Origin of the sequence: Cecembia lonarensis LW9 (assembly GCF_000298295.1) — a bacterium.
GTDB classification, from domain to species: Bacteria; Bacteroidota; Bacteroidia; order Cytophagales; family Cyclobacteriaceae; genus Cecembia; species Cecembia lonarensis.
Genome location: NZ_AMGM01000032.1, coordinates 1 through 13,983 on the forward strand (window position 1 = coordinate 1; position 13,983 = coordinate 13,983).

15 protein-coding genes are annotated in these 13,983 nt (G+C 39.2%); all 15 read right to left on the minus strand.

Features of this window, described 5'->3' with window-relative positions; all coding sequences use genetic code 11:
• Positions 1-364: 364 nt before the first annotated feature.
• The gene (locus B879_RS10940; protein WP_009185244.1) at positions 365-1,681 is read right to left on the minus strand and encodes a UDP-glucose dehydrogenase family protein; all 1,317 of its coding nucleotides are present in this window, start codon (positions 1,679-1,681) and stop codon (positions 365-367) included.
• Positions 1,682-2,048: 367 nt separating this feature from the next.
• A complete protein-coding gene (locus B879_RS10945) occupies positions 2,049-3,005 on the minus strand; it encodes a UDP-glucuronic acid decarboxylase family protein (RefSeq protein WP_009185246.1) in 957 nt (318 codons plus the stop codon).
• 797 nt (positions 3,006-3,802) lie between these two features.
• On the minus strand, positions 3,803-4,171 hold the full coding sequence (locus B879_RS21800) for a holo-ACP synthase (protein ID WP_009185247.1): 369 nt from the start codon (positions 4,169-4,171) through the stop codon (positions 3,803-3,805).
• Positions 4,172-4,173: 2 nt separating this feature from the next.
• Positions 4,174-4,815, minus strand: coding sequence for an MBL fold metallo-hydrolase (locus B879_RS10955; RefSeq protein ID WP_009185248.1), 642 nt, complete (start codon positions 4,813-4,815; stop codon positions 4,174-4,176).
• Complete coding sequence (locus tag B879_RS10960; protein WP_009185249.1) at positions 4,799-5,017, minus strand: acyl carrier protein; 219 nt, start codon at positions 5,015-5,017, stop codon at positions 4,799-4,801. Before B879_RS10960 ends, B879_RS10955 begins: the two co-directional genes overlap by 17 nt.
• 196 nt (positions 5,018-5,213) lie before the next feature.
• Positions 5,214-5,981 carry an SDR family oxidoreductase gene (locus B879_RS10965; protein WP_009185250.1) on the minus strand — a complete coding sequence of 256 codons (768 nt, stop codon included), beginning with the start codon at positions 5,979-5,981 and terminating at the stop codon, positions 5,214-5,216.
• Positions 5,959-6,693: an SDR family NAD(P)-dependent oxidoreductase gene (locus B879_RS10970; protein WP_162136886.1), complete on the minus strand. Its 735-nt coding sequence runs from the start codon at positions 6,691-6,693 to the stop codon at positions 5,959-5,961. The genes B879_RS10965 and B879_RS10970 overlap by 23 nt, the downstream gene beginning before the upstream one ends.
• Entirely contained in the window at positions 6,683-6,913 is a 231-nt protein-coding gene (locus B879_RS10975) for a phosphopantetheine-binding protein (protein WP_009185252.1), read from the minus strand. Before B879_RS10975 ends, B879_RS10970 begins: the two co-directional genes overlap by 11 nt.
• Position 6,914: 1 nt before the next feature.
• Positions 6,915-7,718 carry a GNAT family N-acetyltransferase gene (locus tag B879_RS21805; RefSeq protein ID WP_009185253.1) on the minus strand — a complete coding sequence of 268 codons (804 nt, stop codon included), beginning with the start codon at positions 7,716-7,718 and terminating at the stop codon, positions 6,915-6,917.
• Between the two features lies 1 nt (position 7,719).
• On the minus strand, positions 7,720-9,249 hold the full coding sequence (locus B879_RS10985; protein WP_009185254.1) for an amino acid adenylation domain-containing protein: 1,530 nt from the start codon (positions 9,247-9,249) through the stop codon (positions 7,720-7,722).
• A gap of 15 nt (positions 9,250-9,264) precedes the next feature.
• A complete protein-coding gene (locus B879_RS10990) occupies positions 9,265-10,362 on the minus strand; it encodes a 3-oxoacyl-ACP synthase III family protein (protein ID WP_009185255.1) in 1,098 nt (365 codons plus the stop codon).
• Entirely contained in the window at positions 10,363-11,007 is a 645-nt protein-coding gene (locus B879_RS10995; RefSeq protein ID WP_009185256.1) for a PglD-related sugar-binding protein, read from the minus strand. It abuts the gene before it with no gap.
• The gene (locus B879_RS11000) at positions 11,007-11,603 is read right to left on the minus strand and encodes a sugar transferase (RefSeq protein WP_009185257.1); all 597 of its coding nucleotides are present in this window, start codon (positions 11,601-11,603) and stop codon (positions 11,007-11,009) included. Before B879_RS11000 ends, B879_RS10995 begins: the two co-directional genes overlap by 1 nt.
• Before the next feature lie 16 nt (positions 11,604-11,619).
• Positions 11,620-12,744, minus strand: a complete 1,125-nt coding sequence (locus tag B879_RS11005; protein ID WP_009185258.1) for a glycosyltransferase family 4 protein — start codon at positions 12,742-12,744, stop codon at positions 11,620-11,622.
• 9 nt (positions 12,745-12,753) lie between these two features.
• Positions 12,754-13,974 carry a GDP-mannose 4,6-dehydratase gene (gene gmd / locus B879_RS11010; protein ID WP_009185259.1) on the minus strand — a complete coding sequence of 407 codons (1,221 nt, stop codon included), beginning with the start codon at positions 13,972-13,974 and terminating at the stop codon, positions 12,754-12,756.
• Positions 13,975-13,983 lie beyond the last annotated feature (9 nt).

Sequence of the window (13,983 nt, forward strand, 5' to 3'; positions counted from 1 at the left end):
TGTAATTCCTGCCTGTGGCAGACAGGCGTGTAATTAGTGGACAAAAAATTCCATTTCTTCAACAGAACAAGACTCTCAAACCTTCAAAGCTCCCACTTGGCTCTTTTGCCTTTTGCCTTGGCTCTTTCTTTTTGTTCAAGGTTCAAGGTTCAGATGTTAAATATTAAATGTTAACCTTTAACTCTTAACCGTTAACATTTTGACTCATTCCAAGGTGGTATTGTCAACATTTCAAGCAATTTCCTTAATGAAATCCTTAAGACCTTAACTTCTTAATGGTTCACAATCTTCCCAAATCCGGCTTTCCTCTAATCTCCACTCCTCACTTTTCATTCATCACTCCTCACTATTCACTCCCCCCTCCTCAAACCCCTATCCCATAATGCTCAAATCCCAATCCCTTCAAATACTCCCTATCATAAATGTTCCTCCCATCAAACACCACCTTATCTTTCAGCAACTTGCCCAAAACCTCCCAACTCGGAATACGGAATTCATGCCATTCGGTCACGAGCAACAAGGCATCTGCATCCACACAGGCATCATAGGCGTCCTTGGCATAAGTCACCGTATCCCCCAAGTACAGGTGCTGTGCTTCCTTCATCGCCACAGGGTCATAGGCCCTCACTTGGGCACCTAAAGCCAACAACTGCTCGATAATCACCGTCGCCGGTGCCTCCCGCATATCATCTGTATTGGGTTTAAAGGCCAATCCCCATACCGCAAAGGTCTTGCCCGAAAGGTCCTTCCCATAATGCTGCTTCACCTTCTCCACCATCACCTGCTTCTGAAACTCATTCACTTCCTCTACTGCCTGAAGTACCTTCAGTTCATAACCAAACTGCCGTGCCGTACGGATAATGGCCTTCACATCCTTGGGGAAACAGGAACCCCCATAACCCACGCCCGGATAGATAAACTTGTTCCCGATCCGAGGATCCGTTCCAATCCCCCTCCGCACCATTTTGGCATTGGCCCCAACCCGCTCGCAGAGGTTGGCGATGTCATTCATAAAGGAAATCTTGGTAGCCAACATGGCATTGGCCGCATACTTGGTCATCTCCGCGGAGGGAATATCCATAAAGATGATGCGGTCACCGTTCAACTGAAAAGGTTTGTATAGGCGTTTCATGATTTCTTCCGCCCGTGCCTCGTCCACTCCGATTACAATGCGGTCCGGCTTCATAAAGTCCTCTACAGCAGCTCCTTCTTTCAGAAATTCCGGATTGGAAGCCACTGCAAAGGGCAGGTCTGCCCCACGTTTTTCCAGTGCCTGCTGCAAGGTATTCCGAACTTTCTCCCCTGTACCTACGGGGACGGTACTCTTGGTCGCCACCACCATATAATCTGAAAGGTGCTGTCCGATTTCATCGGCTACTGCCAGCACATATTTCAAGTCTGCGGAGCCATCCTCACCGGGAGGGGTGCCCACAGCGATAAAGGCCACTTCGGAACCCTGAATGGCTTCTCCCAAGTTGGTAGAGAAAGCCAGCCTACCCTGGGCATAATTTCTTTTGACGATTTCTTCCAGTCCGGGTTCATAGATGGGCATGATCCCATTTTTTAGCCCATCGATTTTTTTCTGGTCCACGTCCACACAGACCACTTGGATACCTACTTCCGCAAAACATGCGCCTGACACCAGACCTACATAGCCGGTGCCTACTACGGTGATTTTCATAATTTATTGTTAAATGTTCAGTTGTTCAAAGTTCAGTTGTTCAAAGTTCAGTTGTTAATGCTTGCTCCGAAGAATTTCGGAGGGTTAAGAGTTAACTGTTAACCTTTAACATTTTAACCGTTAACCGTTAACATTTTAACCGGAGAGCTTTGGATTGTTCAGTTGTTAAATATTAAGGTGTGTATCCCTGATTAGTGCTGACCGTTAACGCTTAACCGTTAACATTTTAACTATTAATAGTTAAAATCCTGATTTGAGAGCTTACTCTTTTATTGAATGCGGAGGGGAAAGTTGTTCAGCGTTCAATTGTTCAGATGTTACTGTTTCATTGTTAACCGCTAATACTTGCTCCGAATTGGTCATGATTTTAATGTTTCTCAATAAATTGCGTACTTAGTTCCTTTTCAAAATAGGCTATAGTCTTGGCAAGTCCTTCTTTCAGCTGAATAGTGGGTTGCCAATTAAGTTTTTCCTTAGCCAAAGAAATATCGGGTTGTCTTTGCAGAGGGTCGTCCTGTGGAAGTGGCTTGAAAATAAGACTACTGCTGCTATTCGTCAATTCCAAGACCAATTCCGCCAATTCGAGAATAGTGAATTCATTAGGATTACCAATATTCACTGGTCCCACAAATCCCACTTCATTATTCATTAACCTAACCATGCCTTCAAGCAAATCATCCACATAACAAAAACTTCTGGTTTGGCTACCAGCGCCATAAATGGTGATCGGATCCCCTTTAAGGGCTTGAATAATAAAATTACTGACCACCCTGCCATCATCAGGATGCATATTAGGTCCATAAGTATTGAATATTCTCATGATTCGGATATCCACCTTATGTTGCCTATGATAATCAAAAAACAAAGTTTCTGCACAACGTTTTCCTTCATCATAACATGCCCTAGGCCCAATTGGGTTAACATTCCCCTTATATTCCTCTGTTTGTGGATGAACTAAAGGATCTCCATAAACTTCAGAGGTACTGGCCTGTAGAATTTTAATTTTCAACCTTTTGGCCAAACCAAGCATATTAATTGCGCCCAAGACAGAAGTTTTTGTGGTTTGCACAGGGTCAAATTGATAATGTATGGGGCTAGCTGGACTTGCTAAATTGTAAATCTCATCAACTTCTACATAAAGTGGCCAAGTAATGTCATGCCTTAGAAACTCGAATCGAGGATTACCTAGAAGATGATAGATATTCGATTTTCTTCCCGTAAATAAATTGTCAACGCATACCACCTCATTCCCTGCGTTCAACAATTTTGCACACAGATGAGATCCCAGGAAACCAGAGCCTCCCGTAACAAGAATTCTTTTCATGGATTAAACTATTTAAATTTTAATTTTATTTGCTTACTATATTTCCCTGTGCCTTTAAAACTTTGAAATATGACTATGCTACAGTGAAGATTTATTTTGTTCATATTCAGGATTGAAACCTGGTTTAAAGTATTTCGGAGGGGTCAATTGTTCAGATGTTAAGCGTTAAAGCTTGCTCCGAAGAATTTCGGAGGTTTAAATATTAACTGTTAACCATTAACTTTTAACCGTTAACATTCTGATTCAAGATAGATTCATTAAAAGTTGACAAGCTATTTCTATAAAGCGAAGGAGCGGAGAGGCGAAGGAGCGAAGGGAAAACCCAACTTTTTACTTTTTCCTTTTGCCTTGGCTCTTTCTTTTGTTCAGGGTTCAATTGTTCAGTTGTTCAAGGTTCAGTTGTTCAAGGTTAATGGTTAACTGTTAACTGTTAACCTTTAACTTTTAACCGTTAACATCCTGATTTGAAAGCTTACCCGTTGATAAAAAGCGAAGGAGCGGAGAGGCGAAGGAGCTGAGAGGCGAAGGGGAAACTTCAAGTTAGTCTGAACCGCATTTGGAAACGGAACATTCGCGGAAATTCGTAAGCTCTGCGCCTAATTCTTTTTTCCCATTCTACCTGTAAAAAATTACAATAATTGAAGGCGGGCGAGGGCAGTTATTTACAGATCAGAAATTGGCAGTATTGCTTTATGAAGTTTAAAGTTTTAGCAGAAACTAAATAGTTTATCAAATTAGTCTAGCAATACTAAATATTTTCAAATTCCATAAATGTAAAACAAGAAGGGTAAAAAGATTCAATTTCTCACTAAAGACCCAATATAAAGAACTGCCGAGGCCATGGCCACTTCTCTGGTATGTGAAATACTTACTGAGATAGCGTAATTTGAATGATCAAAAAATGGATGGTGAACTACAGGTAAAGGATAGCCCTTCGCATGTTTTACAATTTCTATATCTGTTATGGCTACTTCAATTTGAGGAGACAATGCCTTTAACACGGCTTCTTTAGCACACCAGATACCTGTTAATGTGGAAGCAGGACTTGCTTTTGAGAAAGCATAAACCCACTCTGATTCATAAAATATTTTTTTTACCAATTGTGGTTTACGGACAAGCAAGTTCTCCAGCCTAGAAATATTTTCAATATCAGTCCCTACAAACATGGTTAAAGGTAAAGCTCCCAATTTACATCTCCTGCAACACACATTTCTAAATGGCCAGGACAGATCCAATCTCCCTCTTTTATCTTATCTCTTAATTTTCTGATACTTTCCTTCGCTAGCTCTTTATTTCCAGTTTTCAATTTAGTGACAACAGGAACATTTGGAATTAATGCATCACCGGTAAAGAAATACTTACCGTATTTAAAGGTCAGCGATCCTGGATCATGACCAGGAGTTTCTAATACCTCTATTTTTTCACCACCAAAAATCATGACACTATCTTGATCGCCTACAAGAGCTACATTTTCTGGTATAAACTCAATAGGCGCTTCATGATAAAAGGAAAGATTTATTTTAGAGGACCTTAAGCCTTTTTGTGTAAATTCGGAGCAGTAAATAGACAAATTGGGAAAACGTTCCTGAAGTACTTTTAAGTCTTGAATATGGTCATAATGGGCATGTGTAAGAAAAACTCCCCTGACGGATTTTAATCCATCAAGGGCGTTTCTCAAACCTGAAATGCAACCTGCATCAATCAAATAAATTTCACCGGGTGCGCTTGCATCAGAAAGAATGTAACAGTTTGAAGTAAACTTTCCTCCAGGGAGTCTTTCAATAGAAACCATTTCATGAAAGGAAGGCAACTATATCTCCCACCGTTTTAAAATCCCTCAATTGTTCACCAGTTAGTTTTTTTCCAAACTCATCATCAGCAAGCACAATAATGGTCAATTTGGCCATTGAATCGTATTCAGGGATATCCTCCAAAGCCTTGTCTTCCGTCAAAGAATTCACATCAAGTTCTAATGCTTCCTCAATAAGATTTAATTTTTCTTGGACTGTCATAGTTTTTTGTTTTTTAGTTTTAATTTACTTTTTCATTAAAGTCATGGACTACTTGCAGCATAATTATTCTATATGCTCAAAAGCCATTAGCTACATTTTAACAGGAAAATAAAGGATTTTATAAGGGTACGTTTCTAAATATAGTCTATAGATTAAACCATATTATTTCACATAAAATCAAAAGACTAATTCTTTGCTACTGCAGGTAGCCCCCATCTGCTGGGAATGAAGTGCCATTGATAAAGCAAGAACTCTCACTTAATAAAAAAATACAGGCATTTACCAAGTTTGAAGGCTGAAGAAGCCCCATATATTGTCTTTCTAAAACAGCATCTTGCTTATCTTCTTTGCTGTTCATCAAAGCTTGATATGCCTCGGTATTTACTTGTCCACAGACTATGATATTGATTCTGATTTCTTTTTTATACAATTCTTTGGCAAGGCATCTTGTAGCGCTTTCCAAAGCACCTTTGGTGGCAGCATAGATGCTCACACCTGCGGCTCCAGAATGGGCAGAAATTGAAGAAATGCTCAGAATACTCAAACCTGACTGAAACCTTTTCTTTTTTGTAATCAATCTAATAACTTCCAAATAAGAAGTAAAGTTGGCATTAAAGGTATCTTGGATTATAGATACATTTAATAGATTAACTGGTCGTCGTAAGCGCACCCCTACGCAGTTTACAAACCCGTCTAATGGGCCAAAATCATCCAAAACCGACTGCAAACTAGCTTCTATTTCATGAGGCTTGAAAAAATCCGCTTGCCAAAAAGCGTGTCCACGTCCTTCAAAGTGAGTCCAAAGCCTTTCGTATCCTTCTTCACTTGAGGCATGTAGTAATAAGGATGTACCCTTGCTGTCCAATTCTTTAGCCAAGGCAAACCCGATTCCTTTGGATGCTCCTGTAATTAAAATTTTTTTCCTTTGAATGAATCCTCTATCATAGGGTATAGCCTCCGTCAAGCAATAAGTTTGTGCCAGTTAGTGTTTTTACTTGATCACTCAATAAGAATACTACCAAATTGGCTATTTCTTTGGGATCAATTGCACCTAACACCTGTTTTTCGAAATCATTATTTTCTGCAACAGCCATGTTGCTTTGAATAAAGTCTAGATTCATGTCGGTGATCACCCAACCTTTTTGGATGGAGTTCACTCTTATTTTTTTATCCGCCAATTCAGCAGCCATCCCTCTCACAGCAGCGTCTAGGGCTGCTTTTGAGGACGAATATACACTTTTTGATTTAAGACCTTTGATGCTGGATACGGAAGATAGTGCAACTATACTTGCTCCTTCGTTGATCAAGCGCTTTTTGGTCATTAGTCGGATGATTTCAAAAAAGGTAAAGACATTGTGGTGGAACATTTGACTTACAAAATCGGGAGAATTTAGCTTTAATGGACGCACACCTCCCATCCCACCTGCATATACAATCCCATCTATTTTTTCATTTCCCAATAATTCGACTAAGCGATCCAACTCGGTATTATCATAAAAATTTAGCTGGATAAATTCAACTGCTCCATTTTGGTCAAGGTCTACCTTTTCTGAACTCACGTAAAACAGTTTGCCAGCTTGATCAGAAACAATCCGCTCTGCAATCGATAAATTGATTTCAGAATTGCTGCCAAAAACAAGAATATTTTTACCGAGCAACATGGACTTATTTTTCACTGAGTTTTCTTTCTACCAAAGCTTGAATTGCACTTAAGGAATTGAAATTCTCAGGCTTCAAATCATGTACCCTAATATTGATTTCATAGGCATCATTTAATTCAGAGATGATGGACACAATATCAAAAGAGTCCAGTAATCCTCCCTCTACTAAAAGCGTCTCTGATTCAAAGTCAATATCAGGACGAACATCCGAAAGTATTTTTAAAATTTTTTCCATTTTATTTTTTCAACATTGAATATGATGATTTATTCAAATAGGTAAAACCAAATTTTTTATAAAGATTCACAGCAGGGGTGTTATCCTGAATGACCCAAAGCTGGAATTGCTTGCAACCAAGGGCTGAACCTTCTTTTAGATAGTAATTCACTAAACTGTTAGCCACCCCTTTACCTCTGTAATTCATGTCAACAACCACGTGCCCAAGCCAAAAAACAGCATTTTTAAAGTCTGCCTGTAAGATTCCGCATGGGTTTCCATCGAAATACGCCAAGTAAAGAAACCCATTCTCAGCGAATGTAGCAACTTCTTCCATACTTAGGTGGTCTCCCGTGAATCTATCTAGATTGGAGTCAATTAACTCTTTGGCATAACGGATTTCTTCTAAACTTTTGCCTTTTTTGATTTCTAAGGATAAACCAAGGTCTTCCACATTCAATGCAGTATTCTTTAAAAAGTAACAATCCCTGGTCAGATGAGATTTAAAAGATGCTGCTGACCAGTACTTCTGATGTATCGTTGGAAAATACTTTTCACCTCTGTAGAGAATTTCTAACACAATAGGTTCATCATAACTTAAATTATATACGATGTCAGGTTCATTGATAAAATAATACAATCTGAAGAATCCATCTTTTCTAACGTAAAAGAAAATATTTTCCCCCAGCTGATCATACCAAAGCGCTTGACTTTCAATAAGATTAGCATACTCTTCTCTGAGTATGTAATTGTTGGTTAAGGTCTCTTTTTTGAAAAAATCTGCCAAGACTTTATCCACAAAATCAATATCCAAAACAGGCTTCATATCAGCTTAATTCACCTTTGAAATACTTCTCTTTTAAGAGCGTACGGTCAATCTTTCCGTTTAAATTATACGGCAACTCTTCTAAGGAAATCAACACATTGGGAAACATAAATTTGGATACTTTATCCCGAAGCTCTCCATAAATGTATTTTCCATCTGCCCCCGTTCCTTTATACACAGCTATAATTTTCTGTTCCTCATGATCGTAGAAACAGATAGAAGCATCAATGCGGTCCATGGCATTGAGCAAAATTTCAATTTCGCCTAACTCTACCCGCTGCCCCATGTGCTTGACCTGATTGTCCTTTCTGGACATAAACATCACCTCGCCATACTCATTGAAGCGGGCCAAATCTCCTGTTCTATAGATCAATTCAGGAAAATGTGGGTTTAAGGGATTCTGACAAAAAGCAGCAGCTGTCTTTTCGGGATTGTTATAATAACCTAAGGCCAGGCAACAACCTTTAACACATAATTCCCCTGGTTCTCCTTCTTTTACTGCTTCGTTGTTTTCATTCAATATCAAGACTTCACAGTTTCTAAAAGGAATCCCTATTGGCAACACTTCATCATCTGCAAATGGTTTTTCAATTTTATAATAGGTACATACAGAAGTAATTTCCGTAGGACCATACAGATTCACAAATTGTGTATTAGGTAAATTCCTTCTCCAGTAATTCAATACCCGATTGTGCATCACTTCTCCTGAAAACATCACCTTCTTTAAGGCTGTTGGTTTTTCTTCTTCAAAGGCTTGGGCATTAGCCAACAAAGCAATGGCAGAAGCTGACCACATAATGGTGTCTATTTGGTGCTGATTGATATAGGAAACCAATTGACCAAGCATCATAAAATAGGATCGGGGGATAACATACATGGTTGCCCCGCACTTCACGGAACTGTAAATATCCTTGATAGAAGCATCGAAATAAAAAGGATTTTGATTGCCAAATACGTGGTTTTCATCGAAGTCAAATGTTTCCACCAAAGCCTCTGTCATATCGATGACAGATTGATGGCAGGTGATCACTCCTTTTGGTATGCCCGTTGAGCCGGAAGTAAACGTCGCATAGATAGGATCTCTGTCGACTATCTTCCTTCTAATCTTGACCAAACTATCGATATCAACAGGATATTCAATTGCCTGCTCATAATCAATCGCCATTAAATCAGGAGCTACCTCATACGAAAATTTCTTGGAAGCAGGAGTCACGACCATGGCAACGGGATTCAGCGTATTGAGAATCAGTTCTACCCTCAATTTTGGCATTTGAATGTCGATAGGTACATAGAAATTCCCACTGTAAGCAACTCCTAAAAAGGCCACCAAACTCTCAATATTCCTATCCACAAACACCACAATAGGTTTACGGATTTGTCCTTTGGTTTTCTGAATAATCGCCGAGCCTATGCTCTTTGCATACGCCTGAAGATTAGCATAGGTGATGCTATTTTTTTCATCTATAAAGGCGGATTTTTCGGGTACCCGCTGCGCTGAATCTTCTAAGTATTGTAAAATATTAATGATCATAATCGGATCCTAAAATTATAATTCTGATACTGAGCCAATAAAGCCTTCAGCAAAGCAATAATCACTTTCTTCAATAGGGAAAATATCTTCCGTATCGATTTCAAAAGAGGTTACTCCCCAGGAAATACCAACTCCAAAGCCTATCATCATGACCTTCAACTTTTTGGCTTCTTGATTTCCATAAAATTCACATAAACTTACCAAAGGAGAAGCACCCGAAGTATTTCCGTAAATCGGTAAGGTCAAGGGGATTTTTTCCATGGGGATTTTGAGCTTTTTAGCAATCTGTTTGATGATTAACAGATTGGCCTGATGGAAGGCAAAAACATCATAATTATCAATTGTGGTTTCTGTTATCGCCAAATAATCCTTCATGGCTTTCGGTACGTCAGAAATGGTAAAGGTGAAAACCGAAGTACCCTGCATAAAGGAATTATGTAAAGTTCTAGGGTTTCCGTCCTGACAAACTTCTTCTTGTACTGAAGCATTTAAATTTCTATAGCCACCTGCGGGAACTATCAAGTACCTATAACCCTCTCCGTCCGAACGTAACAACGAGCGAATCGGGGATACTTTTTCTGATGTTTTTTCCAAGTACACAGCAACAGCCGCTTCTCCAATCAGCATGATGGATGCCCGGTCATTAAGATTTGTCGTTTTACTTGTTGTGTCACCCAATACCAAAATGGCCTTATCAATATCCGAATTTACCATCATGGAGGCAACTACCTGCATGCCATATACCGCCGAAGAACAGCCCAAACTGATATCAAAAACGACTGTTTCTGTACTCAGTCCTAATTGTTTTTGTATCACAAAAGCGGAGGCAGGCCTTCTGTAGTCAGGACTGTGTGTACCAAATACCAGGGCTTTGATTTCCTTGGGATCCAAGCCCTTTTGCTTTATCAAGTTTTGGGCTGCTGCTGTGGCTAAGTCCGATGCGGTTTGTTTCTCTGAGGTCCAACGGGTTTGGGTGATGCCCGTCATCTCCATAAACTTATCTACCTCCTCGCTACCAAATCGATCTTTGAACCCTTCGGTTCGAATGATATTCTTGGGAATCACACAGCTAATTCCCCTGATTTTTATGTGATCAAATTTAAAATATGCCATTTATAAAACTGTTTTAAGGGCGGGGTTACCCATATAAAGGTTGTCATCTTTGGGTTTGGTCATGAGGACAGCCCCTGGCCCACTACGTACTTTATTTCCTATTTTTATTTTTTGCATGATCAAGGTATTTAACCCAAAAATATTGTGATCCCCTATTTTCACCTCTCCCGAAACCCTGGTTAGGGGCATGAAAACATTAAAAGAACCTACTTGAACATCATGTGCAAGTGCCGTTAGGCTATTAAATTGATTAAAATCTCCTACAGCAACATCTACTGAAAATGAACAGCCGCGAACTATCACGTTACCCCTTCCTATTTTGAAAGTTATTGGATCAGCAAAAAATACTTCCGGATGAATGATATTTGGATAATCAACTTGAGGGTTGATGATTTTCTTTACGAGTAGCTCAATGATTTTTGGCGAACCAATCGCAAAAACAACTGCAATTTTTGACGGCCAAGCATTTAAGGTGTCACATCCACCTAATACCTTTCCAAAATGAGAAATTTTTGTTCCTTCCAATACCCCATCATCAAAAAAACCAATTAATTCGTAAGACGGTTTGATTTCATTGATCTTATTGAGGATTGCGGCCACTTCCTTACCAAATCCTCCTGCTCCATAGATGGCGATTTTCTTCATTAATTTTTTCCATTAAAGGGTTGAAATGCTTTAGGATCTTCTGTAGTGATATCCTTCCGTTTGATGACCTTGATTAAGGTCAAAAAAAGTATTTTCATATCTAACCAAAAACTTTGGTGATCCACATACCACACATCCAATTCAAATTTTTTCTTCCAAGAAATATTGTTCCGACCATTCACCTGCGCCCATCCGGTTATGCCAGGTTTGACCTGATGCCTTCTAAACTGTTCTTCCGAATACAATGGAATATACTTCTCTAACAATGGCCGAGGGCCAACCAATGACATATCCCCTATCAATACATTGAATAATTGGGGCAACTCATCCAAGGACGTAGAGCGTACAAATCTACCTATGGGAGTCATGCGTTGTTCGTCTGTCAATAGCTTACCCTGTGCATCACGCTCGTCTGTCATGGTCTTGAACTTGATGATTTGAAAGAGTTTGGCATCTTTACCTGTACGGGTTTGGGTGAAAAAGGCGCCTGCTCCTTTGTTGAAAAATACCAATAGTATGGTAATGACACCCATTGGTATAGAAAGGAGTAGTAGCGCAATGGAACTTACGCTAAAGTCAATGAATCGTTTTAGCAAGGTAAAAACTTAAAAATTAAAACACATACTGAATTGCCATTTCATAATTAAAGTTTTTTGAAGCTTGGAAGGAGTTCCTCGATAATTGCTCAACTTTATCCTTATTACTCAACATTTTTAACACATAATTTTTAATTTCTGATACATCTTTCCCATCTGTGTAAAAACCTAATCTATGTCGCTTAATTAGCTTCTCAAGCTCAGATCCAGTGCTACCAATAGCTAATAATGGGGCACCAACAGCCATATAATTAAATGTTTTGCTTGGCACACTAGCGTGCGTTGCCTCTGGTTCTAAGGCTACGACTGCTAGGTCGCCAGCTGCTAATGAATACGGCAAAGTCTCCGCATCTTGCCATGTTAGAAAATGCACATTTTGTAATTTATACTTGGATGCCAAATCAATTAGCGTATTTTTCTTTGCTCCTTCACCTACAAACAAGAATAGTATTTCTTTCTTATCTTCAAGCTGCTTTGCAACGTCAATTAAAACTTCTAGTTTGTGCCCTATTCCCATATTTCCTGAGTAAAGAACAATGAATTTATCGACCCATTTGTGCTTTTTTAAAAATAGATTTGAATCCTTGGCAATAGGTTTAAATGTGTCAGATGCAGACCATACTGAAACTACTTTTACTTTTTCATCATTAACATAATTACCCAACTGCTTTTTCATCCCCTCACTAAGCGTAATGATTTGAACAGCTTTGGAAAACACTTTCTTATTTACTTTTTTCCAAATTCTATAAACAAATGAGGATTCCTTTATTCCAATTAACCTTAAAGCATCCGGATAGGTATCAAATACTACAATGCTAAATGGATTACTAAAAAAAAGCGCATTGAAATAAGACATGGGAGGATTTGTGTAATACAAAACATGATACCCACGGTATTTGAAGAGCAGCAAAAAAAACAAATGAAGCGTACAAACACCCCAAGTCCATAAACGCTTTACGGTGGAGCTTCTATTGTACTTAATCGTTTTTTGAATTTTAATGTCAGGATGAAAATTTCGCTCGGTTACTCTATTCATCCCATACATCACCACAACTTCTTCGTATTTTTCTTTAAAGGTATTGGCTACATCAATAGTCAGGTATCCTGAATTTTGATTGACAATCAATATTTTTCGTTTCATGAAAAAATTTTATTCATCCTGCTGATAAACAGCATGTCCTGCCTTTTGCAAATCCAAGTCCTTTTTAAACAAGAGCAAATCCGACTCCATCATCTCTTTTACCAGCATCGGCAAATCGTATTTCGGTGCCCAATTGAGTTTGGTTTTGGCTTTGCTTGAATCGCCAATCAACAAATCAACTTCCGTAGGACGAAAGTAGCGGGGGTCGATGCGAACAATTGGCGTGTTGAGGGTTAAATGCTGCACGTTAAGGCTTAATTCGGAGTACTCTGAACTTTTAATCGTTAACTCAGAACCCTTAACCATTAACTCAAGACCTGTTGCCTCTGTGTATTTCTCCAAATCAACACTTTCTAAAATTCCCACTTCATCTACACCTTCGCCTTCCCATCTAAGATTCATTCCCACTTCTGAGAAGGTCATGTTGATAAAGTCTCGGACTTTGGTAGTAACACCGGTTGCAATAATGAAGTCTTCGGGTTCATCTTGCTGAAGCATCAAATACATGGCTTCTACATAGTCTTTAGCGTGACCCCAATCCCTTAAAGCATCCAAATTGCCCATGTACAGGGTCTGCTGAAGACCCAAAGCAATTTTTGAAGCTGCTCGGGTAATTTTTCTCGTTACAAAAGTCTCACCTCTCCTTGGCGACTCATGATTGAAAAGAATGCCATTACAGGCAAATATATTATAAGCTTCCCGGTAATTCTTGGTAATCCAAAAACCATAAATTTTGGCTGCACCGTAAGGTGAACGTGGGTAAAAAGGCGATTGCTCATCGTACATCCCATTGGCATTCTTATTTTCTTCCATTCCTCCATATAGCTCTGAAGTAGATGCCTGATATATTCTGGTTTTTTTCTCTAGGCCCAGGATACGGACTGCCTCCAAAATCCGGAGTGTCCCAATACCATCAACATTGGCCACATATTCTGGTGAGTCAAAACTCACCTTAACATGGGACATTGCACCCAAATTATAGATTTCATCAGGTTGGGTTTCCTGAATTATACGGATCAAATTGGTGGAATCAGTCAAATCTCCATAGTGAAGTTTAAAATTGACATGGGATTCATGCTGATCCACATAGAGGTGATCCACGCGCTGGGTATTGAATGAAGAAGCTCTTCTTTTGATCCCATGAACCATGTACCCCTTTTCTAAAAGTAATTCTGCTAAATAGGACCCGTCTTGCCCAGTTATCCCTGTTATTAATGCTACTTTTTGCATGAAGTGAAT

Coding starts and splice junctions, on each gene's coding strand:
- B879_RS10960 (WP_009185249.1), bottom strand. CDS start 5,017: ATGACAGTCCAAGAAAAATTAAATCTTATTGAGGAAGCATTAGAACTT.
- B879_RS21800 (WP_009185247.1), bottom strand. CDS start 4,171: ATGTTTGTAGGGACTGATATTGAAAATATTTCTAGGCTGGAGAACTTG.
- B879_RS10940 (WP_009185244.1), bottom strand. CDS start 1,681: ATGAAAATCACCGTAGTAGGCACCGGCTATGTAGGTCTGGTGTCAGGC.
- gmd (WP_009185259.1), bottom strand. CDS start 13,974: ATGCAAAAAGTAGCATTAATAACAGGGATAACTGGGCAAGACGGGTCC.
- B879_RS21805 (WP_009185253.1), bottom strand. CDS start 7,718: ATGAAGCCTGTTTTGGATATTGATTTTGTGGATAAAGTCTTGGCAGAT.
- B879_RS10975 (WP_009185252.1), bottom strand. CDS start 6,913: ATGGAAAAAATTTTAAAAATACTTTCGGATGTTCGTCCTGATATTGAC.
- B879_RS10990 (WP_009185255.1), bottom strand. CDS start 10,362: ATGGCATATTTTAAATTTGATCACATAAAAATCAGGGGAATTAGCTGT.
- B879_RS11005 (WP_009185258.1), bottom strand. CDS start 12,744: ATGAAACGAAAAATATTGATTGTCAATCAAAATTCAGGATACCTGACT.
- B879_RS10945 (WP_009185246.1), bottom strand. CDS start 3,005: ATGAAAAGAATTCTTGTTACGGGAGGCTCTGGTTTCCTGGGATCTCAT.
- B879_RS10995 (WP_009185256.1), bottom strand. CDS start 11,007: ATGAAGAAAATCGCCATCTATGGAGCAGGAGGATTTGGTAAGGAAGTG.
- B879_RS10985 (WP_009185254.1), bottom strand. CDS start 9,249: ATGATCATTAATATTTTACAATACTTAGAAGATTCAGCGCAGCGGGTA.